This is a genomic window from Prochlorococcus sp. MIT 0604, from assembly GCF_000757845.1.
Classification (GTDB): Bacteria; Cyanobacteriota; Cyanobacteriia; order PCC-6307; family Cyanobiaceae; genus Prochlorococcus_A.
Genome location: NZ_CP007753.1, coordinates 1,170,454 through 1,195,210, shown reverse-complemented (window position 1 = coordinate 1,195,210; position 24,757 = coordinate 1,170,454). Strand labels below are relative to the sequence as shown.

General features: G+C 32.8%; 31 protein-coding genes. 11 read left to right on the top strand and 20 right to left on the bottom strand.

Going from position 1 to position 24,757, the window contains the following annotated elements; genetic code table 11:
* From EW14_RS06730 to sppA, 12 genes are all read right to left on the bottom strand, one after another.
* The gene (locus EW14_RS06730; RefSeq protein ID WP_042850728.1) at nucleotides 1–2,166 is read right to left on the bottom strand and encodes a polyribonucleotide nucleotidyltransferase; all 2,166 of its coding nucleotides are present in this window, start codon (nucleotides 2,164–2,166) and stop codon (nucleotides 1–3) included.
* Nucleotides 2,167–2,350: 184 nt separating this feature from the next.
* Complete coding sequence (gene rpsN, locus EW14_RS06725) at nucleotides 2,351–2,653, bottom strand: 30S ribosomal protein S14 (protein WP_042850726.1); 303 nt, start codon at nucleotides 2,651–2,653, stop codon at nucleotides 2,351–2,353.
* Nucleotides 2,654–2,713: 60 nt separating this feature from the next.
* On the bottom strand, nucleotides 2,714–3,793 hold the full coding sequence (rseP, locus tag EW14_RS06720) for an RIP metalloprotease RseP (RefSeq protein ID WP_042850725.1): 1,080 nt from the start codon (nucleotides 3,791–3,793) through the stop codon (nucleotides 2,714–2,716).
* 9 nt (nucleotides 3,794–3,802) lie between these two features.
* Nucleotides 3,803–5,080 carry a serine--tRNA ligase gene (gene serS / locus EW14_RS06715; protein WP_042850724.1) on the bottom strand — a complete coding sequence of 426 codons (1,278 nt, stop codon included), beginning with the start codon at nucleotides 5,078–5,080 and terminating at the stop codon, nucleotides 3,803–3,805.
* A gap of 116 nt (nucleotides 5,081–5,196) precedes the next feature.
* The gene (locus tag EW14_RS06710) at nucleotides 5,197–6,663 is read right to left on the bottom strand and encodes an AAA family ATPase (RefSeq protein ID WP_042850723.1); all 1,467 of its coding nucleotides are present in this window, start codon (nucleotides 6,661–6,663) and stop codon (nucleotides 5,197–5,199) included.
* A gap of 16 nt (nucleotides 6,664–6,679) precedes the next feature.
* A complete protein-coding gene (gene yidC, locus EW14_RS06705) occupies nucleotides 6,680–7,822 on the bottom strand; it encodes a membrane protein insertase YidC (protein ID WP_042850722.1) in 1,143 nt (380 codons plus the stop codon).
* Nucleotides 7,823–7,894: 72 nt separating this feature from the next.
* Nucleotides 7,895–8,308, bottom strand: coding sequence for a PH domain-containing protein (locus tag EW14_RS06700; protein ID WP_042850721.1), 414 nt, complete (start codon nucleotides 8,306–8,308; stop codon nucleotides 7,895–7,897).
* Nucleotides 8,305–8,691: a ribonuclease P protein component gene (rnpA, locus tag EW14_RS06695; RefSeq protein ID WP_042850720.1), complete on the bottom strand. Its 387-nt coding sequence runs from the start codon at nucleotides 8,689–8,691 to the stop codon at nucleotides 8,305–8,307. Before rnpA ends, EW14_RS06700 begins: the two co-directional genes overlap by 4 nt.
* A 12-nt stretch (nucleotides 8,692–8,703) precedes the next feature.
* On the bottom strand, nucleotides 8,704–8,841 hold the full coding sequence (gene rpmH, locus EW14_RS06690) for a 50S ribosomal protein L34 (RefSeq protein ID WP_042850718.1): 138 nt from the start codon (nucleotides 8,839–8,841) through the stop codon (nucleotides 8,704–8,706).
* A gap of 30 nt (nucleotides 8,842–8,871) precedes the next feature.
* Complete coding sequence (locus tag EW14_RS06685; protein WP_042850717.1) at nucleotides 8,872–9,450, bottom strand: DUF2808 domain-containing protein; 579 nt, start codon at nucleotides 9,448–9,450, stop codon at nucleotides 8,872–8,874.
* 69 nt (nucleotides 9,451–9,519) lie between these two features.
* Nucleotides 9,520–9,903 carry a chorismate mutase gene (aroH, locus tag EW14_RS06680; RefSeq protein ID WP_081925747.1) on the bottom strand — a complete coding sequence of 128 codons (384 nt, stop codon included), beginning with the start codon at nucleotides 9,901–9,903 and terminating at the stop codon, nucleotides 9,520–9,522.
* A gap of 6 nt (nucleotides 9,904–9,909) precedes the next feature.
* Nucleotides 9,910–10,719: a signal peptide peptidase SppA gene (gene sppA / locus EW14_RS06675; RefSeq protein WP_042850716.1), complete on the bottom strand. Its 810-nt coding sequence runs from the start codon at nucleotides 10,717–10,719 to the stop codon at nucleotides 9,910–9,912.
* 52 nt (nucleotides 10,720–10,771) lie between these two features.
* Here sppA and EW14_RS06670 point away from each other — a divergent pair, with 52 nt between their 5' ends.
* From EW14_RS06670 to EW14_RS06660, 3 genes are read left to right on the top strand one after another with little or no spacing between them, the layout of a single operon-like run.
* Complete coding sequence (locus EW14_RS06670; RefSeq protein WP_042850715.1) at nucleotides 10,772–11,713, top strand: DMT family transporter; 942 nt, start codon at nucleotides 10,772–10,774, stop codon at nucleotides 11,711–11,713.
* Between the two features lie 28 nt (nucleotides 11,714–11,741).
* A complete protein-coding gene (locus tag EW14_RS06665; protein ID WP_042851342.1) occupies nucleotides 11,742–12,818 on the top strand; it encodes a glycosyltransferase family 4 protein in 1,077 nt (358 codons plus the stop codon).
* Nucleotides 12,819–12,832: 14 nt separating this feature from the next.
* Nucleotides 12,833–14,638 (top strand): glycosyltransferase family 39 protein, encoded by a 1,806-nt coding sequence (locus tag EW14_RS06660; RefSeq protein WP_042850714.1) that lies wholly within the window; start codon nucleotides 12,833–12,835, stop codon nucleotides 14,636–14,638.
* On the opposite strand, the gene EW14_RS06655 is transcribed toward EW14_RS06660, so the two are convergent.
* The 5 genes from EW14_RS06655 to EW14_RS06635 all read right to left on the bottom strand — a co-directional run bounded on the left by EW14_RS06655 (nucleotide 14,635) and on the right by EW14_RS06635 (nucleotide 17,283).
* Nucleotides 14,635–14,886: a hypothetical protein gene (locus EW14_RS06655; RefSeq protein ID WP_042850713.1), complete on the bottom strand. Its 252-nt coding sequence runs from the start codon at nucleotides 14,884–14,886 to the stop codon at nucleotides 14,635–14,637. The two genes, EW14_RS06660 and EW14_RS06655, sit on opposite strands and share 4 nt — an antisense overlap.
* Before the next feature lie 90 nt (nucleotides 14,887–14,976).
* A complete protein-coding gene (locus EW14_RS06650) occupies nucleotides 14,977–15,762 on the bottom strand; it encodes an AEC family transporter (protein ID WP_042850712.1) in 786 nt (261 codons plus the stop codon).
* Nucleotides 15,763–15,966: 204 nt separating this feature from the next.
* Nucleotides 15,967–16,191 (bottom strand): hypothetical protein, encoded by a 225-nt coding sequence (locus EW14_RS06645; protein ID WP_042850711.1) that lies wholly within the window; start codon nucleotides 16,189–16,191, stop codon nucleotides 15,967–15,969.
* Between the two features lie 85 nt (nucleotides 16,192–16,276).
* The gene (locus EW14_RS06640) at nucleotides 16,277–16,534 is read right to left on the bottom strand and encodes a SemiSWEET family sugar transporter (RefSeq protein ID WP_042850710.1); all 258 of its coding nucleotides are present in this window, start codon (nucleotides 16,532–16,534) and stop codon (nucleotides 16,277–16,279) included.
* 14 nt (nucleotides 16,535–16,548) lie between these two features.
* A complete protein-coding gene (locus EW14_RS06635) occupies nucleotides 16,549–17,283 on the bottom strand; it encodes an AhpC/TSA family protein (protein WP_042850708.1) in 735 nt (244 codons plus the stop codon).
* A 140-nt stretch (nucleotides 17,284–17,423) separates the two neighbouring features.
* On the opposite strand from EW14_RS06635, the gene fldA reads away from it, so the two are divergent.
* The 3 genes from fldA (at nucleotide 17,424) to EW14_RS06620 (ending at nucleotide 19,885) form a co-directional block, all read left to right on the top strand.
* Nucleotides 17,424–17,948 carry a flavodoxin FldA gene (gene fldA, locus EW14_RS06630; RefSeq protein WP_042850707.1) on the top strand — a complete coding sequence of 175 codons (525 nt, stop codon included), beginning with the start codon at nucleotides 17,424–17,426 and terminating at the stop codon, nucleotides 17,946–17,948.
* 143 nt (nucleotides 17,949–18,091) lie between these two features.
* Entirely contained in the window at nucleotides 18,092–19,150 is a 1,059-nt protein-coding gene (locus tag EW14_RS06625; RefSeq protein ID WP_025935256.1) for a chlorophyll a/b binding light-harvesting protein, read from the top strand.
* A 78-nt stretch (nucleotides 19,151–19,228) separates the two neighbouring features.
* Nucleotides 19,229–19,885, top strand: a complete 657-nt coding sequence (locus EW14_RS06620; protein WP_042850704.1) for a DUF3386 family protein — start codon at nucleotides 19,229–19,231, stop codon at nucleotides 19,883–19,885.
* A 4-nt stretch (nucleotides 19,886–19,889) separates the two neighbouring features.
* Here the strand turns inward: EW14_RS06620 and EW14_RS06615 are convergent, their stop codons facing one another.
* Both EW14_RS06615 and EW14_RS06610 read right to left on the bottom strand, forming a co-directional pair.
* A complete protein-coding gene (locus tag EW14_RS06615) occupies nucleotides 19,890–20,135 on the bottom strand; it encodes a hypothetical protein (RefSeq protein ID WP_002807817.1) in 246 nt (81 codons plus the stop codon).
* A gap of 109 nt (nucleotides 20,136–20,244) precedes the next feature.
* Nucleotides 20,245–20,883 (bottom strand): methyltransferase domain-containing protein, encoded by a 639-nt coding sequence (locus tag EW14_RS06610; protein ID WP_042850703.1) that lies wholly within the window; start codon nucleotides 20,881–20,883, stop codon nucleotides 20,245–20,247.
* A 150-nt stretch (nucleotides 20,884–21,033) separates the two neighbouring features.
* Between EW14_RS06610 and EW14_RS10105 the strand changes: the two genes are divergently transcribed.
* The 5 genes from EW14_RS10105 (at nucleotide 21,034) to EW14_RS06590 (ending at nucleotide 24,439) form a co-directional block, all read left to right on the top strand.
* The gene (locus EW14_RS10105) at nucleotides 21,034–21,207 is read left to right on the top strand and encodes a hypothetical protein (protein WP_156095673.1); all 174 of its coding nucleotides are present in this window, start codon (nucleotides 21,034–21,036) and stop codon (nucleotides 21,205–21,207) included.
* 2 nt (nucleotides 21,208–21,209) lie between these two features.
* Entirely contained in the window at nucleotides 21,210–21,542 is a 333-nt protein-coding gene (locus EW14_RS06605; RefSeq protein WP_042850701.1) for a phenylpyruvate tautomerase MIF-related protein, read from the top strand.
* Between the two features lie 22 nt (nucleotides 21,543–21,564).
* Nucleotides 21,565–21,951 (top strand): DUF1824 family protein, encoded by a 387-nt coding sequence (locus EW14_RS06600; protein WP_042851340.1) that lies wholly within the window; start codon nucleotides 21,565–21,567, stop codon nucleotides 21,949–21,951.
* A 157-nt stretch (nucleotides 21,952–22,108) separates the two neighbouring features.
* The gene (glyQ, locus tag EW14_RS06595; RefSeq protein ID WP_042850700.1) at nucleotides 22,109–22,978 is read left to right on the top strand and encodes a glycine--tRNA ligase subunit alpha; all 870 of its coding nucleotides are present in this window, start codon (nucleotides 22,109–22,111) and stop codon (nucleotides 22,976–22,978) included.
* 141 nt (nucleotides 22,979–23,119) lie between these two features.
* A complete protein-coding gene (locus EW14_RS06590) occupies nucleotides 23,120–24,439 on the top strand; it encodes an iron uptake porin (protein WP_042850699.1) in 1,320 nt (439 codons plus the stop codon).
* Between the two features lie 63 nt (nucleotides 24,440–24,502).
* On the opposite strand, the gene EW14_RS06585 is transcribed toward EW14_RS06590, so the two are convergent.
* The gene (locus EW14_RS06585) at nucleotides 24,503–24,742 is read right to left on the bottom strand and encodes a hypothetical protein (protein ID WP_042850697.1); all 240 of its coding nucleotides are present in this window, start codon (nucleotides 24,740–24,742) and stop codon (nucleotides 24,503–24,505) included.
* Between the last annotated feature and the right edge of the window lie 15 nt (nucleotides 24,743–24,757).

The following is a 24,757-nucleotide window of genomic DNA, read 5'->3' as shown; positions in this document are numbered from 1 at the left end:
CTAATTTAATGGAGCTACTGGCGTGGGTGTTGGTTCAGGATAAGACATTCCATTATTTTGTCCTACACCTCTTAAAGTAAGGTTAATCCTTCCTCTGCTGTCAATCTCTCTAACTCTTACAGTTACTTCGTCTCCTTGTCTAACTACATCTTCAACTCTTTCAACTCTTGCTTCAGATAATTGAGAAATGTGAACCATCCCTTCTTTGCCAGGCAATATTTCTACGAAAGCACCTATAGGAATTATTCTTGTTACAACACCAGAGAAGATCTCACCTTCATGAACCTTGCGAGTTAATCCCTCTATTATCTTTTGGGCTTCTTCTGCGGCAACTCCATCATGTGAAGCAATTGTGACTATACCCCCATCTTCTATATCTATTTTTGTATTGGTTCTTTCGGTAATTCCTTTTATAGTTCTACCTCCTGGACCAATAACTGTTCCTATGAGTTCTGGATCGATCCTAAAGCTAAGTAGTCGCGGAGCATGAGGTGATAAGGAATCTTGTGGTTTATCTATTGCCGCTTTCATTTTTTCTAAAATATGTAATCTTGCTGGACGAGCCTTTTTTATAGCGTCAGAAATTATTGAAACTGGTAAACCTGTAATTTTCATATCCATTTGTAATGCTGTTATTCCTTTATCAGTACCCGCAACCTTGAAATCCATATCCCCAAGAAAATCTTCAATACCCTGAATATCTGTGAGGATACGAACATCTTCCCCTTCTTTGATTAGACCCATGGCAGTACCACTTACAGGAGACTTTAAAGGCACTCCAGCATCTAATAATGAGAGGGTGCTGCCACATACTGATCCCATTGAGGTAGATCCATTGGAACTTAAAACTTCACTTACTACTCGTAATACATAAGGAAACGTCTCTTTACCCGGTAATACAGGTATTATGGCTCTTTCTGCCAATGCTCCATGTCCAATCTCTCTTCTCCCAGGAGTTCGCATAGGACGAGTTTCTCCTACAGAATATGGTGGGAAATTATAGTGATGTAGATAAGTTTTCTCATTGCTTGGATTAAGGTCATCCATTTCCTGAGCATCACTAGGAGTACCTAATGTGGTTGTAGATAAAACTTGAGTTAAACCCCTCTGAAATAATGCGGAGCCGTGAACTCTTTTTGGAAGAATTCCTGCAGAAGCCGTTATTTTCCTGACTTCGTCAAGTTCTCTTCCGTCCACTCTTTTGCCATCATTAATGATTTGCGACCTCATTAATTTCTTTGTAAGTTTTTTAAAGTCTGAGCTCAATAATTTATCATTATCTGATAAGAGAGCTTTCAATTGATTGTCATCTTTTAGAGATTCAATTTTAGCTTGTACCTCCACTTTTATTTTTTCTAGTTCAAGGTCCCTTTCCTCTTTTGACTGATCAAACTTCTTTAGAATTAATTCAATCGATTTTGTACAATTTTTCTCTAAATACGAGGGTAGAGTTTTATCCTCTTCAGGATCCTTTGGCTTAACTTGTTTTATTCCTAAATCGTTTAGTAAGTCTTCCTGAGATTTGATAAGTTCGGTAACAGCCTCATATCCAAAATCTATAGCTTCAATTGTATCTTGCTCGGATAATTGATTGGCTCCTGCTTCAATCATCACAATGCCATCAGGCGAACCTGCTACGACGATATCTAGGTCACCTTTCTCTATCTCTCTATAGCTAGGATTGAGAATGAAATCATCCCCAATAAGACCAACTCGTACTGCAGCCATAGGGCCATAAAATGGAATTTCTCCAAGTAAAGTTGCTATTGATGCTCCTGTAACAGCCAGAACGTCAGCAGGTACTCTTTCATCTAAAGAAAGGCATGAAGCAACTATTTGTATTTCATCTCTCATCCAATATGGGAAGAGAGGTCTCATTGGTCTATCGATTAATCTAGAGATTAAAGTGGCTCTTTCTGGAGGGCGCCCTTCTCTCCTCATGAAGCCACCTGGAATTCTTCCTGCAGCATATAATTTTTCCTCGTAATCGCAAATTAGAGGGAGAAAGTCTGAAACTTCTTTTTTTGTAGTTTTTGTTGCTGTTATAAGTAGAGATGTATCTCCACACTCAATCATTACTGATCCACTCGCCTGAGGAGCATATACTCCAGTAGTTAGTCGTATCTCTCGTCCGTCAAACGTGATCGACTTATTTTGTCCTTCCACTTTTTAAATTATAAATCTATACATTTTTATTCTTACATTTAATAGGGACAATTTGAGTAAATTATTTAAATAAGCTTTAAATATTATAAGAAAATGTATGAAAAATAAAGTAAAAGACTTGTAAAAACTATATTTATTAGGAATTTTTAAAAATATTAATGATTTGTATGAAGAAATATTTTTTCTACCAACTTGATTTAACAACTCCAGGAAGTTCACCATTGTGTGCCCTTTGTCTTAATTGATTTCTGCATAAACCAAAATCTCTATAAACTCCTCTTGGTTTACCTGTCGCCCAACATCTATTTCTAACTCGATTTGGAGCAGAATTTCTTGGGAGGCGTTGAATCTTTCTATGTATTTCTAACCTTTCCATTGGATCTTTTGCCGCATTAAATTCATCTAATAATGATTTTCTTTTAGCAGCATATTTTCTTACAAGTTTTTTGCGCTTTACCTCTCTTGCAATCATGGACTTTTTGGCCATTTAAAATTTTTTATAACTTTTTCTTATTTTAACAGCTTGAATGTCAATCTTGAAATTTAATTATTGGTTTAATAATCTTTGTACTATTAAAAGTTGACTAGTATCTCTAATAATGAGCAATACACTTAGTCCAACTAGAAGAAAGAAACTAGATTGTGTAACAACCATTTGTACCTTAACTGGGACAGGTTTCCCCCTTAATCCCTCAATTAAAGTGAAAACAAGTTGGCCTCCATCTAACAAAGGCAGAGGTAGAGAATTAAGAACTGCTAAATTAATAGAAATTAAAGCTGCAAATAATAATATACCCGTGCCTCCCTGTTGCGATAGTTGAGCTCCAATTTCAACTATTTTGACTGGCCCACTTAATTGTTGAGCTGTTGAGGAAAAGTTTGTTATCAGTCCTTTATAGCCTTGTATCGTTTTTACTAAAAGTGATGAAAACTCGTTGTTTGTATACTTAAAAAGTTCGAAAATATTTTTTGTCTTTTTAGTTTCTTTCTTTATATTGGGTTGTAATTGAGCACCTATAGTTCCTTTACCATTAATATTTTCTGGTATCAAAGTTATGTCTTTGAAATTCCCATCTCTTTCAATTTGGATTGAAATTGCTTCATCTGAAGAATTTTGAATCTCTTTTACTAAAGTAGAAACAGCTTCATCACCAATTCCTAAACTACTAGTTTCAATTTTTAATATTTTATCTCCAGGTTTTAAACCAGAAAGTGAGGCAGCCTTCTCAGGTTGAGTGGCCAAAACTAAAATGCCTGGTTCTGGATCAAATGGAATACCAACTGTAGTTATATTTATAATTAAAATTGTGTAAGCAAGGATTAAGTTTGCGAATACTCCAGCTGAGATTACAATAATTCTTTGAATTATTGGCCTATTTTTTAAAAGATTTGGATCTTTGGGGTCAATATTATTTAATTCTTCGTCAGGAAAGGATACAAAGCCTCCAAGAGGAAAGGCTCTTAATGAATAAGTAATATCTCTAAATTTTTTTTTAATAATTGAGGGTCCAAAGCCAATCGAAAATCCATCAACATAAATACCTTGTAAAGTTGCAGCAAGAAAATGCCCCATTTCATGAAAAAATATGAGAAATCCAAGTACTGTTATTGAGGTTAAAACATTCATTATTTTATATTAAGCAGTTTTTAAAAAATTTGATCCAAAATATGGAACCAGAGCATCTGGAATCTTAACGCTACCATCTGTTTGCTGGCCATTCTCAAGAATCGCGGCCATTGTTCTTCCAATAGCAAGTCCACTACCATTTAAGGTATGTAAATATGTATTTTTTTTATCAATTTTTGATCTTATTGAGGATCTACGTGCTTGAAAGTCAAGGCAATTACTGCAACTTGAAATCTCTCTATAACATTTACTACTCGGAAGCCAAACTTCAAGATCAAAAGTTCTACTAGAAGAAAAGCCTAAGTCCCCAGTACAAATATCAACTAATCTGTAAGGTAAGTTGAGCTTTCTTAAAATGCTTTCTGCATCAGAAGTAATCTTTTTATGCGCTTCTAGAGATTGACTTGGATCACAAAACCAATAAAGCTCAACCTTATTAAATTGATGAAGTCTTATTAAACCTTTTGTATCCCTTCCATAACTACCAGCTTCTCTTCTAAAGCATGGACTATATGCCACATACTTAATAGGTAACTGCTTGGAATCAATAATCTCGTTTCTATGAAAAGCGGTTAGTGGAACTTCAGCTGTTGGAGAAAGCCATAAGTCGTCGTTAGAACACTTAAAACTTTCATTTGAAAATTTAGGCAATTGACCAGATCCGGTAAGACTTTCTGTGTTGACTAAAGCTGGAGGCATTAATTCTGAATAACCATTATTAGTATGCATATCGAGCATGAAATTTATTAATGCCCTCTCTAATCTGGCTCCATTTCCAATAAGTGTAATAAAACGACTTTTTGATATTTTAGCTGATTTTATAAAGTCAAAAAGATTAAGACTTTCGCCTATTTCCCAGTGAGATTTTAGATTCTCCTTAATAAGGGGGTCTCCCCAAGTTTTTACTTGGACATTATGACTTTCATCTTTTCCAATAGGAGCATCTTTGCTAGGTAAATTTGGCAAATTATAAATCTCCTCATCTACTTGCTTAGCTAGTATTCTTTGTTCCTCTTCAAGTTCAGAAAGTTTGGTTCTGTATTCGCTTCCCTTTCTCTTCAAGTTATTTAGTTCTGGAGAATTATTGTTTTGAGATTTGCTAATTTCTTGGCCAATTAATTTACTTAATTTTTTACTCTCAAATTGAAGACTTGATACTTCTGTATCAAGATCCTTTTTTTTAATAGTTAATGCATTTATGTAGGATAGATTGTAAACTTTTCCTCTTAAAGATAAATTCTCTTCAACAGATGTTGGGTTTTCTCTTATTAATTTTTGATCTAACACTCTTTTTTTTTCTATACATTAATTAAGATAATTTATCTAAATTCATTATTAGGTAATTTTGATGAAAAATTAACTAAATTAATGATTTCTAATTTTAGGAAATTTTTCATTTTTAGTTACGATGCAGAACGAGCTCTTCCTGTAGATGACCATTCTTTTAGTAAATCAATTTGCTCTTTAGCTGTTCTTGATAAAGGAACTAATTCAGAAACTGCCTTTATCAAATCTTTCTCCATAAGCTCCCTATTTTCTGAGAATGAAATGTGCATACCCTCTATCACTGCTTGTTCAAGCTCTGCTCCTGAGAATCCATCTGTTCTATCTATGATGGTGGAGAGAGGGAAACTGTAACTTGGTCTTCTTTTTTTTAAGTGCAAATCAAGAATGCTTAATCTTTCTTCTGAAGTTGGTAAATCAAGAAAAAATATTTCATCAAACCTACCTTTCCTTAATAATTCGGCAGGAAGCCTATCTATAGCATTAGCGGTAGCAATTACAAATACGGCGGATTCTTTTTCAGCCATCCAAGTTAGCAAACTTGCCAAAACTCTTTGACTTGTACCACCATCACTTCTCGCATCTCCACCAAAGCCTTTATCAATTTCATCGATCCAAAGGATACAGGGAGACATAGCCTCTGCTCTTGATATTGTTTCTCTTGTTCTTGCCTCGCTTGAACCAACAAGGCTAGAAAATAATCTTCCCACATCTAACCTAAGTAGAGGCATTGACCAACTCTTTGAAATCGATTTTGCAGTAAGTGATTTCCCTGTTCCTTGCGCTCCAACAAGTAAGACCCCTTTGGGTATAGGTAATCCATAATCTCTAGCTTCTTTAGAAAAGGCTCTATATCTTTGATTAAGCCAAACTTTTAAAATATCTAAACCACCTATATCATCTTGACCTGATTTAGCTTCGAAAAATTCTAAAATTTCACTTCTGGCGATAACTTGTTTTTTCTCTTCAAGTATATCTTTGATATCTTCTTTACTTATTTTTCCTCTTTGAGCAAGAGCCTTAGCAGTGACTTGCTTGACTTTTATTTCAGTTAGTCCACTTGAAGCAATAGAAAGTTGGTTTAAGTCTTGTTCCTCAAGATTTGAATTAGTACTATTAGCAATTTTTTTTATTAGATTTTTCAATTCTTTTTGATCGGGTAAAGGTAAGTTTTCAATTGTCATCAATTCATCAAGCTCTTCTGATGATGGAAATAGATGAGAACTAATGATTAAATTATTACTAGTTTCTTTAAGCGCTGAAGATAGTTCTTTAAGAGTTCTATTAATAGATGGATCATCATAAAATTTATGAAAATCTTTTACTAATAAAACTGTTGAAACTTCAGATCCTTGTTCCTTAAGCCAATTAAGCACTCCTAAGGGATTGTTAGAAAATTTACCTTCTTCATTTATTAATCCTTTAATACCGTTAATGCAATCCCAGCGGATAAATCTTTTAATATTTAATCTTTCACAAGAGAAATTAACTAATTTTTCTAATCTTTCTTCTTCTTTAGTCCTTACCCAAATTAGTGAGGTTCTTGATTTTATAAGTAATTCTAAATTGTTACACCAAGAATTCATTATTTAAAATAAAAAATTATTTTTTACTATTGGGTTCAAAAGGTAATCTTTTGTCTGAAATAGTTGATGCAGGAGTATTTATTACTTCATTTTTGGCCAACATTTGTTGATCTAAAATTTTCTGAAGATTCTCAGGAAGAGATTCTTTATTAAGAAGAAAAGTCTGAAATGCTTGGAATATATTGGCGACAACCATATATAGTAAGACTCCTGCAGGTAGTGGGAAAAACAGAAACATTCCTGTAATCATTACTGGTGTAATTTTATTGGCTGTTGATTGCTGAGGATTAGCAGGCATCCCCTGGCTTGATAACACCTGAGAAAGAAGAAGAGTTAATCCAAATGCACCAACTAATGCAGCAATATCCCAATTAATAGCCCCATCTACATAAAAACCAACTTGACCGAGAGCTTTAATAAAAAGAAAACCACTTTTTGCCGCAAGACCAGGTATTTTTGCTTCAATTGTTGCATCACCTGGTTTAATTGCAGTTACTGTACCGTCTTGGGAAACTTTTAGATTCTCAGAACCTTTTGAGACCTTCCATGTAGGGAGGAATCTTGAGCCATTATCATATTTAGATAAAACTTCAGAATAGCTATTGCCATTTGTAGTTTGCAGATTTATTTTTATAGATTCTTCAGTTCCTAATTTTGTTCCATTAGGAATAGTAGCTATAACAGGAAAATGTGATTTTTCTGTTATAAAAATAGAATGTCTTGGAGATTTATAAGGTTTTGGATCAATAGCTGCTATTTGATCTTGTGGAACGACCTTAAGGTTTATGTTGTAAGGTACATCAGCAAATGGAGAGCCTCTTAAAGTTGCGAACAATGCAAATAATACAGGCATTTGTACAATCAATGGAAGGCATCCGGCGAGGGGACTTCCGAACTCGTTCATCAATTTTCCTAGTTCTTCTTGTTGTCTCTTTGGATCACCTGAAAACTTAGATTTTATTTCTGCTTGCCTTTTTTGCATTACTGGTTGAGCAATCTTCATTCTTCTAGCGCTTCTAATGGAACCAGCGCTTAAAGGGAAAAGTGCAATTCTAATTACGACTGTCAATGCAACAATCGCTAAACCATAACTAGGGACTAGACCGTAGAAAAAATCTAGAATCGGGATAAGTAATTTTTCAGAAATGAACCCTATCACGATATTAAAAAGAGTGTAATTTTACTACACATTTCATTTTACAGGAAAAAAAGGTTTTTGTAATTAATTTATTTAGGATTTAGTAGCAAATCCCTCTACCTCGTTGATGGCTGAGATTTGTGATCTTTTTTTTATATTTTCTTCAATAAACTTTTGTTTCTCTCTGAATAAAGGTAATGATTTCATTTCAAGCTTTGATCCGTCATTTAGGATAAGAACCATATCACCATATGATCCGAATCCCCTTGGAATAGATCTGATTTCTTCGATGTTACTTAATGAAACTTGTGTTTTATTTTTACCAAACCATCCACCGTCTATTGAGATTCGTTTATTTGTAATTTTATATCTCAACCAAAGAGCCCTAACAACTGCTGCAAAAGTAAAAGGTAATCCAAGGATAGTTATTCCCGCAAGTAGATTTATTATTAAATCACTTTTTGCAGGCCCACCTTCATAAAAGATTTCTTCATTCATGTTAATCATTTGATTAGACGAGATTTGAACATTAAGTTTTGAAATTCCTCCAAAAGTCTACTCTTATCATTGCAGAAATCTCCAAACCTAAGGTTAACAAGTAACCAATATGGTTTGTGGTTATTAATTTTTTGAATGTTTGTTAATAACCATTCTTGGAGTATTCTTCTTATTTTATTTCTTTCTACAGCTTTTTTTGAAACCTTTTTGCTAACAGCAATTGCGATTCTAAATTTGTTTGAATTATTTGTGAGCTTATGAGTTAAGAGAATTTCTGGATTTGATCTTGCAACTTTAAATGTCATTAATTTTCCATGATATGTTATGGAATTTTTATGAATATAATTAAAAGTCCTATGACCTTTTAAACGCATATCCTTAGGTAAGGCCATTTAAATTTGAGGTTATACAGCCATTCTTTCTCTACCTTTTTGTCTTCTACTTTTAATAACTCTTCTCCCAGTATGAGAACGCATTCTTACTCTAAAACCTGATACACGTTTTCTTTTTCTTGAAGTGCCGCCAAAAGTTCTTTTAGTCATTTGTTTAATTATCCTTATTTAATTTATCATTTAATCGATCACTATAGTTGAGCTTCCTAAATAATATGAAAGTGATTTTCCTTTAGGCTGCCCATATGTATGAAATTGATATAAACCTGATTTTCTGGGATTAAAGACTTTTAAAACAATTGCATAACTGTCCTTGTTTGAGGGTATTGGGCTATAGGGGTAAATATCTAGTGAAAGCAAGCCTGATTCATCAGTTTTAATTTCGATATCAGCTGGAATATCTTCTAAACATTTTGTTCTATTCTCAAAACCGCCTATTCTTACTTTGCAAAAACTAATTTTTTCATTTTTTATAGTAGTTTTAAAGGTTTTAGGTACTGCTAGATTAATTTTTAAAAGATCAGCTGCTCTATCTGATGGCCTCAAGAAAAAATAAATTGTATTTCTGAATTTCTTTTTGCTTTCTTTTTGAAACCACTTTAATCGTTTAAAACTAGAGTCTTGATTCCACTGGAATTCCATTCCTGCTTTAGCATCTTGGATCTTATCAAATAATGGAGTTGAAACTAAGATTGCAGGAATGAAAAAAAATCTTAAAATTTTAAGATTTAAAGTAGATTTCCTTGTGTTTTTTAACATTGAGTAAATAAAATTTAATTAGGTTGAGTTCGTGGTATTAAATTTGAGGAAAAATAGTTTTTACTAAGATTAACATCTATCTGTCCTTAATTTTGCTGCGTTTCTTAAATAAGGATGTTTTATTGGATTATTGAGTGGAAGTAAAACTTGAGCCATTATCCTTATACAGAAATTAATATCATTGGATACGTACATTTGTTGGCAGTCTATAAATGCGACTGAATCGAGTCCATTAAATTTTCTTGCAATTGAAGCCGGGAAACATGCATCTAAATCCTTTGTTGCGGTGAATGTAATGGATAAAATGTTCTTCTTAATCAGATTGTTTCGTGAAATTAATTCATCAATTAATTCCACTACAGCATCTTCTATTTCCCTTACCGAATTCCCAGATGCTGTTGTAGCTCCACGAATAAATGAAATTTTATAATCATCTTTCATTATTTCAGACATATTGATTTAAGGCTTATATAACCAAAGTACTTTATTAGATGAGTCAAACTCAAAAAAGATATTATTGATAATTTTCTCAATTATTCTACTTCCAGGAATTATTCCAAGTATTTTCTTCTTTTTCTTTCCAAATGTTAAGGGCTGAATTTTGGGATCAATATTAGCCATTTCTGCGGCAAGTTCCCTTGCAACAAATTCATCTCCAACTTTATCAACAAGTCTAAGTTCAAGTGCTTGTGTTCCAGTAAAAATTCTTCCATCAGCAAATTTTCTTACTTCTTCAACAGGTAAATTCCTTCCTTCAGCCACAGCTTCAGTAAATTGTTTATAACTTTCATCTATTAGTCCTTGAAGTAGATTTCTACCTTCCTCGCTTAAAGGTTTATCTGGAGAAAGTATATCTTTAAATACACCGCTTTTAACAGTTTCAAATTTAATCCCGATTTTATCTAACAATTCAGATAAATTATTTCCTCTTATAATCACACCAATAGATCCTGTAATTGTGCCTGGATTGGCAACTATTTTGTCAGATGCAACACCAATGTAAACACCCCCTGATGCTGAGATGTTTCCAAAACTAGCAATGACTTTACATCCTTTATCTTTTAGTCTTTTAATAGCAGAGTATATTTCTTGGCTATCCCCGACGGTACCCCCTGGAGAATCAATTCTCACGATTAAAGCAGGAAATTCTCTATCCTCAATTTGTTTAAGAGCTTTAAGGACAGAAATTCTTGTTGAACTTGTAATAGGCTCATCAATTACTATGCGAGCCATTCTTTTTTTTGACTTTCGTCTAAAAGGCCAAATCATTTTTTTAAGGTAAATTCATAAAACTACTTTAAAAAGACTATCAGCAGACCTAATGAATTCAATACTAAATTGGTTTTTAATGATACTCCCTTTTGCACTTTGGGGTACTTCAATGGCGGCCATGACTCCCTTAGTATCAAGTGCTGGTCCAGAGTTTGTGGCTTCTTTAAGATTACTTCCTGCAGGGATTCTTGTCCTAATAACAACATATTTGCTTAAAAGAGATTTAAAAATTTATAAGTGCGATTTGAAGTGGTTTTTTGTTTTTACGATTGTCGATGCCACTTTTTTTCAGTTGTTTTTAACTTATGGTATTGAAAAAACTGGAGCAGGTTTAGGGTCTGTTTTAATTGATTCTCAACCACTTTTAGTAGCTATCTTAGCGAGGGCAATTTTTGGAAATTTGATTAATCCAATAGGTTGGTTAGGACTACTATTTGGCTTGGGAGGAATTATATTTTTAGGAGTTCCACAAGAACTTTTAGGGAATTGGTGGTTAATGTCTGATATGTCTATAAATAATGTTGCTTTTAACTTTGGAGAACTTTGGATGCTTGCAGCTTCTCTGGCTATGGCATTAGGAACAATTTTAATTAGATTCACATGTACTAAAAGTGATCCAGTTGCAGTTACTGGTTGGCATATGGTTTTAGGGAGTTTGCCCTTAATTATTAAGCACTGTTTACAATCAAGTTTCAAAATAATCCCAGATTGGTCAATATTTGATTGGGGACTTATGTCATTTGCAAGTATTTTTGGAGGTGCAATAGCTTATGGATTATTTTTTTACTTTGCTAATAATAAAGAAATAACTGGATTTAGTACTCTTGCATTTTTAACTCCTGTTTTTGCTCTTCTAAGTGGAGGTGTTTGGTTGGATGAAAGGCTCACTATTGTTCAGTGGATAGGAGTAGTGTTTGTTCTTATCTCGGTATTTTTTGTTAGCCAGAGAAAAAGTTTATGGGAAAATAAATTTTCTGATACTACTATTTGATAAAGGTCTTTTTGTAAATAGTCTAATAATGCGAATAGTTTTGATTAGTACTCCAATAGGATTCTTGGGGAGCGGAAAAGGTGGAGGAGTCGAATTAACACTAAATTCTTTAGTGTCAGGTTTAATTTCCTTAGGTCATTCTGTTGAGATTGTTGCTCCAAAAAATTCTAATTTACATGAAAGTAATGTAAAAGCAAAATTACATTTTGTGGAAGGTGAAAATCAAATTAGTTGGCAGCATCAAGATTACAATTCTCCCGTGATCATTCCAGATAATTCTCTTTTAGCAGGAATGCTAGAAAAGGGATTAGATATAGCTAAAAATGCAGATGTATTGTTAAACATGTCATATGATTGGTTACCTATTTGGATGACTTTAAATATAGAGATACCCATTGCACATCTTATTAGTATGGGTTCTGAAAGTTCAGTTATTAGTAATTTAATTTCCAAGGTATATGCTAAGTACCCAAATAATTTTGCTTTTCATTCAAAAGTGCAAGCTAATGATTATCCATTCATAAAAAAACCAACAATAATTGGGAATGGGTTTAATTTAAATAATTATACTTTCCAAGAATCAGTGAAGGGGCCCTTGGCATGGGTTGGGAGAGTGGCGCCTGAGAAAGGTTTGGAGGATGCAGTTTATGTAGCAAATGAACTTGGCGAAAAATTAAAAGTTTGGGGATTTATTGAAGATGAGATATATGCATCAAAGGTAGAAAAATCATTTCCTCAAGGAGCTATAGATTGGATGGGGTTTTTGTCAACCGATGAATTACAAAAAGAACTTGGTAAATGCAGGGGGTTGCTAAATACTCCGAAATGGAATGAGGCATATGGGAACGTTATTGTTGAAGCTTTAGCTTGTGGTGTGCCAGTTATAGCTTATAAAAGGGGAGGACCTAGTGAAATTATTCAGCATGGTCAAACAGGCTATCTTGTTAATCCTGATGATAAGGAAACTTTGCTTTACTACGGAAAAATTATTGAAAAAATAAATCGTAAAAATTGTAGAGAGTGGGTAGAAAAGAATGCCTCCGCAGATAAATTTGCTAACAAGGTTGTGAACTGGCTTAATAAGGTAATCGTTGAATATAAATAAAATTAATATATTAAATGATTCTTCTGAACTCAAAAAAAAGGCTTTTAAACTCAACAATAGTTTTGATTTCTGGGATCATTATATTTATTTTGGGTTTAGGTAGTACAGGTCTGGTGGATGAGACCCCCCCCTTATTCGCAGCCGCAGCACGGGCTATGAGTGAATCTGGTGACTGGTTAACGCCAAAAGTTAATGGAATGTTCCGTTTTGATAAGCCTCCATTAATATATTGGCTAATGGGTTTTTTTTACTCATTGCCGAAAAACGAGATTTGGGATAGTTTCGGGACACTTTCAGCAAGACTCCCTTCAGCTTTGGGATCATTGTTTTTAATGTTGATGATTGGAGATACGTTGTTTTGTTGGCCACAGAAGGGTGGTAGGCAATTCCTTACTCCAATAGTTGCATCATTTGGATTTGCTTTGTCTCCATTGATAATTATCTGGAGTAGAACTGCGGTTAGTGATGCCCTTTTAACTGGAACGTTAGGGATTAGCCTGCTTTTGTTTTGGAGGAGAATGGCAAGTGATAATAATGATCAATGCATTTCAGCGTGGGTATGTTTGGGGTTTGCAATTTTAACTAAAGGCCCTGTTGCGTTAGTTTTGGCAATATTTACTATTACGTCTTTCTTGTTTAGTCAGAAGAACTGGAAAACGCTTCTCTACAAGATAAACCCTAAGAAAGGTTTTTTATTAACAATTCTAATAAGTGTTCCATGGTACATTTTAGAACTATTAAAAGAGGGTAAGCCTTTTTGGGACAATTTTTTTGGTTACCATAATTTTCAAAGATATACCTCAGTCGTAAATAATCATGCAGAACCATTCTGGTTTTTTCTTTACATAATGATATTGGCTTCATTACCATTCACTCCTTTTTTGTTTCACGGAATATTTAAAGCTGTTAAGGATTTCTTGAAGAGTTCAAAAGATAGTTCAAATGTCACTGAATCCCTTTATACATATGCTCTATGCTGGTTAACATCAGTTTTAATATTCTTTAGTCTTTCTGCCACGAAACTACCAAGCTATTGGTTGCCAGCAATTCCAGCAGCCGCAATCTTACTTAGTAATAGCTTTATTAACTTAAAAAATTCAAGTAAAAGTCATCTATATTTATGGATTTTTAATATTTTCATTTTGTTTGGCGTCTCAATGGCATTCTTTTTCTCAAATAATTGGTTAAGTTCAATAAATGATCCTGAAATGCCAAATCTTGCATCCGAATTATTAAGCTCTGGGATAATTTTTAAAGCTAAATTGTTTTTCTGTTCATTTACACTTTTTGCAATAATTTTACTTTCTGTAAAATCCAAAAATATCCTTCTTTTTCTTCAAATTTTACTTTTAATTGGACAATCTTTTTTGATGTTCCCAATAAGAAAATTGGCTGATACTTCTAGGCAACTACCTTTGAGGAATATCTCAAAATTAATTTTAGATATTCGCGAGGAAAAGGAAACTTTAGCCATGATTGGTATTAGAAAACCATCATTGCATTTTTATTCGAGACAAATAGTTTTTTATGAACCAAATACCATAGCAGGATTAATTAATCTGTCAGATAGGTTAAGTAATGATAGGAGAGAAAATTATGAAGATCAACCTGACTATGACTACAAATCTTTATTGGTTGTGATAGATGAATACTCTTCCAGCAAGCAGCAATGGTCAAAAATTGAACATCAGAAATTGGGTAAATATGGTATTTATAATTTATGGAGAATTCAGAAAAGTGATTTGAATAAGTATTCTGAATTTTTTGTGAATAGTGGTTACAAAGCTGACTGGAAAAATAGAAAAGTTGAAAAATTTTAACAAAGTCTTTTTCTTAAAAGAGCTTTTTTAAGATCATCAATGCTGCACTTGCTGGGGATATCAACTTCATTCAAATCTTCCAGTAGTTCAAGATCGATTACTGAATCTTCGGCTAAAAAACTAAAAACTTCATTAATGCTTATTCCCATATCATGGGCCATCTCTGAGATTAGCCTTAGAGTATCCCTTCTCACAGAAATCCTTAAATTTAAAGGGACATATTCATTTTCAGGGTTCGCTGACTTCATAACCTGAATCTTAAGACATTATATAGTTATCGGGATATTATCTTTACAATATTCATTAATCATGCATGTATATCACCTGCCTAGAGTCATTTAAATAAATGCATCCATTAAGATTTTTAATAGAGGAATTGTAATTATTGAAATCAAAGTCGTAGTAAAAAGAATTTTTGAAGCGATTTTTTGCTTAACGCTATATGCTTCTGCCATTAATATTGTAGATATTGCTGTTGGGGTTCCTGCTTGAAGAATTACTGCTGCTGATTGGTTGAAGGTAAAATTTAAGAAATTGCAAGCTAAAAAAATAAGAAAAGGGAAAATAAATAACTTTAATAAAATTGAGTATTTAATTTCTTCATCTAGATCTAATATCCTTCCATTTTGATTCGCGATTATTCCAAGTCTTGTGCCCACAATTATTATTGCTAAAGCAATAACTATTCTTGCAGGAATCCAAAGGTAATTACCTAATATTTCATCTATTTGGAAAAGATATGCAAAAAGTACGCCAATTATCCCTCTTGATGCAGGACTATTTATCAATGCATTTAAAAATCTCTTCATATTTGGTATGTTCTCGTTGTTGGATTTTTTTTGAAGAAAAAAAGGTCCAAATATCCAAGCGAAAAGTGTTGTTCCTAAATCAAATCCAATAGTAAAGTTGATAGTTGTTGAAGGTAGAAGAGCTATTGCAATGGGTATCCCAAGAAATGATGTATTACCTATTAGACCTGCCAACTGCAAAGAGTAATTTGGAAGCCTCTTTTTAAGTATTGGGATTATGTTTATTAAAGCTATTGAAAATCCAATTATTGAGAATGCTAAAAATGCACTTTTAATTAGGTTTATATCTATACCTTCCTTTAGTAGGAGACCCATGACACTTAATGGAATGCCAAATCTTATTAGAGGTCTTGCAATATATTTTGAAATCTTTGGGTTTTGTTTTCCCAGAAGAAAACCAAAGATTAAAAAGGGGATAATATTTATGAAAAGAGAGTAGATGGTATTAATAAAGTTTTTAATAAAGCAATATTAACTTGCCGTAGTTCAGTCAAAAAGTTTTTATTTCGCATTGAAAATTTATATTATTTTCCATATCGCTTTTTCAGGGATTTGAGGAGATTTATATAAATTCTCTGGCTCTCTTGTTAAAACTCTCCATGAAGGAACTCTACAAGTTACGTAAGCAGGACTTTCTATTAAAACCCCTGGGCTCTCATCAAAAGTACAAGTAAACCCTTCTTTCCAATATCCACCCTTGTTAAGACTACCTTTAAACCAAACCCAGCATTTTGAAGTTTTCAAGATCAGTAAATTTTTAGTCTATCTTAATCAAGATTTAAGTAATAGATCTAAAACTTAAAACTTTTAGAATAAATTTTTACTCAATTTAGTTTTTTGAAAAATATACTTTTGAGATTAATATCAATAAATTTAAGATCAGAGTTATTAAATTTGCAATCAATATTGGTGTAGATGAAATTTTATAACCATAAATAATCCAAGACAAAACTCCGATAATAAACATTATTAATGTTGTCAATGAGACATCTTCTGCCTTTTTTGTTTTTAAAGTTTTTAACAATTGAGGTAAAAATGCCGCTGTTGTTAAAATCGCGGCAAGATATCCAAATATGTCTTCATTCATAAAATGTTTAAAAATTATTCTTTAATTAAATCAGTTAGAAATCCTAAGGGGTTCCTCATGTTTGATGAATATCCAAGCACATCATTAGAAAAAAATTTATAAATTACTTGATTTTTATTATTCAATAAAAAAGAAGCCCCTCTTTGAGGAAGGTATTTTTCGTTAAGAATATAATCACTCCAATTTTTAATTATTTCGTTCATGTTGTTTAATCTAAATGTTGCCAATTCAAATGGTCTCAAATAACCATCTCCGAAAACCTGTCTAAATGAATTACCTGAAAATTTTAAAAATTTAAAGACTTCAATTTTGTCAAATTCTGAATAGATTTGCTTTGCTTTCCGATCTCCGAGATAACCTCTAGTAACTTCTTTGATTGTTTTTAAAGAATTTATTCCAGATAACATCAAAAGCATATTGATCCAACCTCCTAAACCTATATCTAATCCTGTCGAGGCTTGAAGATTATTATGAATTTTGTTATCAGAAACGACTATTAAATTTTCTTTACGAAAGCCAGTAAAGTTACAAAATTTTTCTTTCCCATTTTGGTTCCCAATAGCAATTGCAAAAATATCTAAATTTTTATCTTGATTATTATCAATAAAACTTTTCAAATTTATTGCATATTCAAAGCTATCAAAATCTCCCAATAAACCAAATAAAATAATTAATTTGAATTTTTTCTGCCCATTAAAGTTAAATTCCTCAACAAGATGATTGATATTATTTTGAAATTTGTCAGTCACGATGATTTAAATGTTTTATAAATTATTCTCAAAAAATTTTTCTTACCTTGATTAGTATAAAATTTTACATGAAAAAGTTTTTAAAGAAATTAATTTAACGTTTTTAGATTTTATTATTTTAATGTAAACATTTTGAAGTTATGACTGTAGGAATTTATTACGCAACTACAACTGGAAAAACTGAAGACGTAGCTGATCGTCTTCACAACTTTATCTCTTCAGCAGAGGCACCCAAAGATGTGTCTGATGTGGATGATCTTTCGGAATTTGAAAGTCTTGATGGAATTATCTGTGGGATACCTACTTGGAATACTGGTGCTGATGAAGAAAGATCAGGAACTGCATGGGATTCAATCCTAGAAGACATTGGTGAACTAAGTCTATCAGGAAAAAAAGTTGCTATTTTTGGTTTAGGCGATTCTTCTACGTATACAGAAAACTATTGTGATGCAATGGAAGAACTTCATAGCTACTTCACTAAAGCAGGCGCTGAAATGGTTGGTTATGTAGATAAATCCTCTTACACATTTGATGAGTCTAAAAGTGTTATCGGAGAGAGCTTTTGTGGTTTACCTCTCGATGAGGATAGTGAATCTGATTTGACTGATTCACGTCTTGAGACATGGGCTTCTCAGCTAAAGGGTGAAATCCCTTCATTGGCGTAAGCTTTCAAAGATATTACTTCCCAAGTTTGTAACATTTGTTCTTTCAAAATATGTTTTTTTTACAAAAGTAATTAAATCTGTAAAGATCATGTAAAAAACCATCTGATAAGCAATAAGCTCAACTTGCTGTTTACTTAAATCAAGTGTTACAAACTTACGGAAAATCTGATGTCACCTATGACTGGTACGCAGGGAATTCTGGTGTTGTTGGCCGTTCAGGTAAATTCATAGCAGCTCATGCTGCCCATGCAGGTTTAATGATGTTTTGGGCAGGAGCTTTTGGATTATTCGAATTAGCTCGTTACGACGCTAGTATTCCAATGGGTGCACAGAAAGCAATTGTTTTGCCTCACCTTGCGGGTATTGGAATTGGTGGAATTGAAAATGGTGTTATTACAGAACCATATGGAATTGTTGTAATTTGCACATTACATCTAATTTTTTCAGCGGTGTTAGGTGCTGGAGGATTATTACATTCCAATAAATTTGCAGGCGATCTTGGAGATTATCCAGAGAATAGTAAGCCACAAAAATTTGATTTCGAGTGGGATGATCCAGACAAATTGACATTTATTCTTGGTCACCATCTGATCTTTCTTGGCCTTGGAGCAATAATGTTTGTCGAATGGGCTCGCATTCATGGAATTTATGACCCAGCGATAGGATCTACAAGACAAGTTGTTTACAATTTAGACATCGCGGCTATATGGAATCATCAATTTGATTTTCTAAAAATAGATAGTCTTGAAGATGTTATGGGAGGTCATGCTTTCCTAGCTTTTCTTGAAATAATTGGAGGAGTTTTCCATATTTGTACTAAACAATTTGGAGAATATACAGAATTTAAAGGAAAGGGATTACTTGGCGCTGAGGCTATTCTTTCATACTCAGTAGTTGGTGTTTCTTATATGGCTTTTGTAGCTGCTTTTTGGTGTGCTTCAAATACCACAATATATCCAGTTGATCTTTATGGAGAGCCTTTAAAGCTTCAATTTGAATTCGCACCTTATTTTACTGATACGGTTGATTTAGGTTCAGGAGCATATAGCTCAAGAGCTTGGCTAGCTAATACTCATTTCTATTTGGGATTCTTTTTCTTACAAGGTCATCTTTGGCATGCATTAAGAGCAATGGGATTTGACTTTAAGAAAATTGGTCAAGCATTTGACAATATTGAAAATACAAAAATTACCCAAAACTAGTTTAATCTAATAAAAAAACCTCTCCTTATAATAGGGAGGTTTTTTTTTGTAGACTTATTTAAATTATTTAATAAATTAATGGAGATTCTAAGAGAAATTAATTGTAAAGAGATTTTCAGAAAGGCTTATGAAAATAGGTACACTTGGAATAATGAATTTAATGGTTACAAAGGCAAATGTATTTTTTTTGTTAATAATAATAATATTCATGAAGGCGAATTCTTATTAGGTAAAGACTTTAAACCAAATATTCAAAAAATAGAAGATGAGAAAATTGTTAAAAGTATTGCTTCTCAGTTATTTGAAGTGTGTATACACCGGGTAAAGAGAGAATTTAATTCTATTCATTCAGAAAATAGTTTTAATTTACTCAAAAATTCTGAAAGTGGGATTGAAATGAGTGTTTCAGGTAAGAATCAAGGTGATAAATATAGAGTTAAAAATGACTGCATTAATATGGTCTATAGAAAAATTCATGGAACTATAATTGAAATTTTTGTTGAAGAATTCTTAGATACAGGAATCGGTTCCCTTAGTAAAGAATATTGTAGTCAACAAATTGATCCAGATACACTTAAGGCAAATTCTCAAAAATTGGAATACGAGGATGAATTTACAAATATAGGTAAAGACGATTATTGGATATTAAATTCGAGAAAAATAAAATACCTAAACAAAAAACAAGAAGAAGAGACGCAAAAGTTTGTTTTCGAGGATATATGCTTATTAAATTAGGGTTTTATTCAACCAATCTAAACCCTTTATCAAGTAGTTTTTGATATAGGAGTCTCGCTCTAAAAGCTAGAATTTGCTCTTCATTTTCATTACTAATTACATGAAAATAATTATTATCTAATTTATTTTTGCTAAAGCATACATTTGCCTCTCCTAATCTTAAAGTCCAGTTCTCTTCTTTGGCTAAATGCTGATTAGGTCCTAGATCCCAAGGGCATTTTTCAGGATATTTTTCTCTTTTAGAACCCATATGATTAAATTTAACTACCCAATATTAGTAAAAATTTTAAAGTATGGCTATGAAAAATAGTTGATAAAATTTTCACAGAATTGTTGTTTAGTTCAATGCAATTAAAAATCTATTCCTTAGTTGCGATTAAACAATAAAATGGGTCTTTATTTAAAAAATTAAAAATATTAACTGTTGGTTCAGTAAACTTCTTGATAATTTTTGGCTCATTAAATCCGTTGCAGATTAATACTTTGCGTACATATTGTACCCTCTCTTCTTCAGTAGATGAAGTCCATATTTTAGGAGCTTTATGCCAAAATGCTCTGTTTGAAAAAGCAATAATTATTTTGCCTTGACTATTTAATATTCTTGCAATTTCTTTGGTTAAATTCTCTGGATATTGTAAATATTGCCATGCTGCCACCATCAAGCAATAGTCAATGCTTTCTTTACCTAGCGGAATTTGTTGACTTAAATTAAAATTTTGTATCCAATAAGAATCAAAAATTTTGTTTTTTTCAAGTTCTTGTTTGTTTAAACCATGTCCAATTACTTTTTTATATTTTTTCCCTTTAGGTAAATAACTATCCCAGCTTGACATTAAATCTAGGACAGTTGAACAATTATCAATTTCTCTTTCGTATAGATTTGATAGATTTTGCCTGAAGTTTGCATCTAAGTGATAAACAAATTTTGGATCAGAATAAAATTCTTCATCATTACTCTCATCAATTTTTTTCCTTTGATAATTATTTAAGACTTCCAAAATAATTAATTTAGAATATTTCTAGCAAATCTAATAAATTGAAATTCTAATTGTGTATTAGAGTTATATTTTATTTTAATCAATTAAAAATTCTCAAAAAAACTAGACATCTATTTAAAAAAAGTTAAATTATTAAATAATGATCTAATAATGATGATTGAGTTTAAAAGGAGCAAAAAAAATAGGTCTAAAAATGCTCTTTTCAATCCTTATAAAAACGGAATAAGTTCATACGATATGGCATATCTTTCATCAAAAAGAAATTTAAAAAATAAAACTGTTTTTCTGAAAAATGATGCTAAAGAAGATCACTTTGCTGCCTAGAGATGCCCTATATTAACGTTTCGACTTCAGCAAAGGTAAATGATAAAGAAAAATTTCTCGAAGAAATTTCAATTCTAATTTCATCTTTAACTAACAAATCAAAACGATTTGTTATGGCGAAGATAGATGATAATTGCCAAATGTATTTTAATGATGAGGCACCTTCTTGCTTTTTAGAAATCAAATCAATAGGTTCTATAAATCCTTCAGAAATGGCAAAGCCAATATCAGATTTTGTAAATGAGAAGATGGCGGTCCCAATAGATAGGATTTATATTTCTTTTGAGGATGTGCCAGCTTCGTTGTGGGCTTGGAATGGAAGAACATTCAGTTAAGGATTTTTGGGATACTAAGCTAATGAAAATAAATAAATTAGTCGATTTAAATAATCTTAGAACTGCCCCTCAATTAAGAAATGGTCAAGCAAAAAAACTTTTCGAGGAACTAGAGGTAAATATTTTTAATGCCGATTGGATTACAATAGGAATAATGGCACCTGGCAACAAGAGAGCTATTGAAGCATTAAAATCAATCTCTAAGAAATATTCCTCAATTAAATTTGGAAATCTAGGTTCCCTAAATGCTGAAGGAGGTGTTTTTTTAAAAGCTAATCAAAAAACTGGTAATGTTTTTGTCAGATCCGAGAAAGGTCTTGGAGAAGGAATTTTAATAACATGTCAGTATGACGAAGATGCTAAAGAATCTAATACTTTTGGACCATTGCCATTAGATTTTTTTACATAATTAATTCATCATTTATTTTTTATCAAGGATCTAATTTAATGACAGCTTTTTATCGGATTATATTTTTGAGTACTTGGATTTCAAAATATTTTTTACTTTAAAGCTTTGTTATTATGTCTAATGGCATTGATCTAAATTTTCCCACTATTTTAATTAAATGTTTTTTCAGGATATAATTAAAGATTTAAATAATTTTTGGTCAAAAGAAGGTTGTTTGATTATGCAGCCATATGATACCGAAAAGGGTGCTGGGACAATGAATCCGCATACTTTTTTAAGGGCTATTGGACCTGAGCCTTGGAGTGTCGCATATGCCGAGCCATGTAGAAGACCTACTGATGGGCGATTTGGCGATAATCCAAATAGGGCGCAACATTATTTTCAATATCAAGTGATAATTAAACCTTCCCCGGAAGGAATTCAGGAAAAATATTTGACTTCTCTAGAATCTCTAGGAATTAACTCTAGAAATCATGACATAAGATTTGTGGAAGATAATTGGGAGTCTCCAACACTTGGAGCTTGGGGTGTAGGTTGGGAAGTTTGGTTGGACGGAATGGAAGTCACTCAATTTACTTATTTCCAACAATGCGGGGGGATAGATTGCCATCCAATTCCAATTGAAATCACTTATGGACTAGAGAGGATTGCAATGTTTTTGCAGGATAAAGAAAGTATTTGGGATTTAAATTGGAACAAAGATTTGAAATATAGCGATATTTGGCTTCAATTTGAGAAAAATCAATGCTCTTATAATTTTACAGAATCTAGTCCTGATAATCTAAGGAAATTATTTGATATTTATCAAGCCGAGGCAATCTCTTTAATAGAAAAGAAATTAACTTACCCTGCGCTTGATTTTGTTTTGAAATGTAGTCATACATTTAACCTTCTTGATGCTAGAGGAGTAATTTCAGTTACAGATCGTGCACAATATATTGAAAAGATTCGAAAATTAGCAAGAGAAGTTGCATCGTCATGGGTAGACGACAGAGAATCCCTTAACTTCCCTTTGATAAAGAATTAATACATAAGATATATTCAGAGAATAAAGAAGTTAATGGTATCAAAAGTTACATTGGAATGAAACTTATATGCCTTTCCTTTTCTGTTGCGCTCGATACAGTATAGTTACCCATTTTATTGGGTTTTTAAAGTGTGAGGTACAATGAAACTCTTCCAACAAATGTTGGTAGCAGGAGCAACTTTGAGCTTAATAGCTCCAATGGCTGCTCAAGCTTCCGATATAGTTAATATTGAAGAAATGAATAGCTACACTCGTAGCAAAAAAACTTCTTCAAGACTTGACAGCAATACATTCATTAACGAAGTTAGTGAAGACCTAGCAAAAATAAAAGGTCGTATTGATGGCCTAGAAGCTAAACAAAATAATTTCGAAGCCGGTAGCTTTAATGACACTACTACCCTTGATGGGAAAGTTGTTATGGCGATAGGTGCAGTTGATGGTGGTGACAATCTTGGTTCTAACGGAACTGAAGTGGTTCAAGCAGCTTTTGTTTATCAAATGAACTTGAATACAAGTTTTACTGGTGATGATAATCTCTATGTAAGACTTAAAGCTGGTGATGGTTGGGACGGAGCTTTTGACCAAAAAACATCTACTTACCATATAGAAGCAAAAGAAACTGGTCTTACTGATGGTTCGACCAACTTTAAAGTCGACAAGATGTGGTACACATTCCCCATAGGAGATAAGTTCACTGCCACAGTTGGACCAGCAATTGAAAACTATTACATGCTTGCAGCTACTCCATCGGTTTATAAACCTGGAGCATTAAAAGCTTTCAAACTAGGTGGTAATGGAGCCGCTTTCGGAGCCAGTACTTCTACAGGTGCAGGTCTTAAATATGTTGCGGATAATGGCTTTGCTGTTAGTACAACAGTTAATTCCAAGGACGCAGCGGGGACTAATGGTTTCCTAACTAACGAAGACAATAATAAAATAAACGTCCAGACTGCATACACTAAAGATAATTATCATCTTTCTGCTACTTATTCAAGACAGCAAGGATGGAATGCTTGGTCTTATTACGCAACAAAAGACCTTTATACAGGTGCTGATGCGTTAACAGTTGATTCCGATTCTGTTGCTTTAAGAGCATGGTGGAGACCAGATGAAACAGGAACAGCAACTCCTTCAGTTTCAGTTGGATATGACACCATGAGTTTTTCTGGGCGTTCAGACATAGCTGAAGGTAGTGGTTATTTTGTTGGCTTTAACTGGGCTGATATGTTCCAACCAAGTGATAAAATTGGTATTGCATTTGGACAACCTATGAAAGCAACTAAAGCAGTTGCTGGAGCTACTTTAAGCGAAGTAGATCCATTCTTATGGGAAATATACTACTCATTTAGACCAAATGATTCTATTGAAGTCACACCAGCAATCTTTGGTGGATCTGATGTAGAAGAGACAACCGAAGATGATATCTTTGGTGCAGTACTTTCTACAACCTTCAAATTCTAGATTTAAAATTTGAAACCAAAAAAGGCCTCATATTTGAGGCCCTTTTTTTATTTAAAATTTTTTTTACCAGCAATTTTCACCCTCTCCTATTGGAATGCAAGTACTAGATTTTGCAGCTTCATCAGCTATTTTTTGAGCTTCGGCATCTAATTCGAAATCTGCATCTAAAGGCATATCAGTATTCCATTCTTTTAATCCACCTAAATCATTATCACCTGAATTAACATAATTGGTATTTGCTGTGGAAATGGCTAGTGCGCTTGTGGCTGCAATGAAAATTGAAATCGAACTTTTTTTAGGCATTAGTTTATTCTTTTT

Coding starts and splice junctions, on each gene's coding strand:
- rpsN (WP_042850726.1), bottom strand. CDS start 2,653: ATGGCCAAAAAGTCCATGATTGCAAGAGAGGTAAAGCGCAAAAAACTT.
- rseP (WP_042850725.1), bottom strand. CDS start 3,793: ATGAATGTTTTAACCTCAATAACAGTACTTGGATTTCTCATATTTTTT.
- EW14_RS06710 (WP_042850723.1), bottom strand. CDS start 6,663: ATGAATTCTTGGTGTAACAATTTAGAATTACTTATAAAATCAAGAACC.
- EW14_RS06700 (WP_042850721.1), bottom strand. CDS start 8,308: ATGATTAACATGAATGAAGAAATCTTTTATGAAGGTGGGCCTGCAAAA.
- rnpA (WP_042850720.1), bottom strand. CDS start 8,691: ATGGCCTTACCTAAGGATATGCGTTTAAAAGGTCATAGGACTTTTAAT.
- rpmH (WP_042850718.1), bottom strand. CDS start 8,841: ATGACTAAAAGAACTTTTGGCGGCACTTCAAGAAAAAGAAAACGTGTA.
- EW14_RS06685 (WP_042850717.1), bottom strand. CDS start 9,450: ATGTTAAAAAACACAAGGAAATCTACTTTAAATCTTAAAATTTTAAGA.
- aroH (WP_081925747.1), bottom strand. CDS start 9,903: ATGTCTGAAATAATGAAAGATGATTATAAAATTTCATTTATTCGTGGA.
- sppA (WP_042850716.1), bottom strand. CDS start 10,719: ATGATTTGGCCTTTTAGACGAAAGTCAAAAAAAAGAATGGCTCGCATA.
- EW14_RS06670 (WP_042850715.1), top strand. CDS start 10,772: ATGAATTCAATACTAAATTGGTTTTTAATGATACTCCCTTTTGCACTT.
- EW14_RS06665 (WP_042851342.1), top strand. CDS start 11,742: ATGCGAATAGTTTTGATTAGTACTCCAATAGGATTCTTGGGGAGCGGA.
- EW14_RS06660 (WP_042850714.1), top strand. CDS start 12,833: ATGATTCTTCTGAACTCAAAAAAAAGGCTTTTAAACTCAACAATAGTT.
- EW14_RS06655 (WP_042850713.1), bottom strand. CDS start 14,886: ATGAAGTCAGCGAACCCTGAAAATGAATATGTCCCTTTAAATTTAAGG.
- EW14_RS06650 (WP_042850712.1), bottom strand. CDS start 15,762: ATGGGTCTCCTACTAAAGGAAGGTATAGATATAAACCTAATTAAAAGT.
- EW14_RS06640 (WP_042850710.1), bottom strand. CDS start 16,534: ATGAATGAAGACATATTTGGATATCTTGCCGCGATTTTAACAACAGCG.
- fldA (WP_042850707.1), top strand. CDS start 17,424: ATGACTGTAGGAATTTATTACGCAACTACAACTGGAAAAACTGAAGAC.
- EW14_RS06620 (WP_042850704.1), top strand. CDS start 19,229: ATGGAGATTCTAAGAGAAATTAATTGTAAAGAGATTTTCAGAAAGGCT.
- EW14_RS06615 (WP_002807817.1), bottom strand. CDS start 20,135: ATGGGTTCTAAAAGAGAAAAATATCCTGAAAAATGCCCTTGGGATCTA.
- EW14_RS10105 (WP_156095673.1), top strand. CDS start 21,034: ATGATGATTGAGTTTAAAAGGAGCAAAAAAAATAGGTCTAAAAATGCT.
- EW14_RS06605 (WP_042850701.1), top strand. CDS start 21,210: ATGCCCTATATTAACGTTTCGACTTCAGCAAAGGTAAATGATAAAGAA.
- EW14_RS06600 (WP_042851340.1), top strand. CDS start 21,565: ATGAAAATAAATAAATTAGTCGATTTAAATAATCTTAGAACTGCCCCT.
- glyQ (WP_042850700.1), top strand. CDS start 22,109: ATGTTTTTTCAGGATATAATTAAAGATTTAAATAATTTTTGGTCAAAA.
- EW14_RS06590 (WP_042850699.1), top strand. CDS start 23,120: ATGAAACTCTTCCAACAAATGTTGGTAGCAGGAGCAACTTTGAGCTTA.
- EW14_RS06585 (WP_042850697.1), bottom strand. CDS start 24,742: ATGCCTAAAAAAAGTTCGATTTCAATTTTCATTGCAGCCACAAGCGCA.